Genomic DNA, 244 nt, shown 5'->3' on the forward strand with positions numbered 1-244 from the left:
GAGGGCTTCTATCTTGGAGCAGTCAGAAAGACGTTGTGAAAACCATCCTTATTTTTGATTCTGGTGTGGGCGGCCTCTCCGTCTATCAGGAGATATACCGCCAGCTGCCACATTATCAATACATCTACGCATTTGATGATGCGGCTTTCCCCTATGGTGAGTTGGACGAGGCGGTATTGGTCGAGCGTACCCTGCACATTGTGTCTTCTCTGGTTACAAAACATAACGCAGATTTGGTTGTGAT

At 47.5% G+C, this 244-nt stretch carries 1 pseudogene; it reads left to right on the plus strand.

The window, feature by feature from the left end:
* Positions 1-35 precede the first annotated feature (35 nt).
* Positions 36-244, plus strand: a pseudogene (locus R0J87_RS23675) (glutamate racemase); the annotation flags it as partial.

The sequence above is a fragment of the Halomonas sp. SIMBA_159 genome (genome assembly GCF_046536035.1).
Classification (GTDB): Bacteria; Pseudomonadota; Gammaproteobacteria; order Pseudomonadales; family Halomonadaceae; genus Vreelandella; species Vreelandella venusta_A.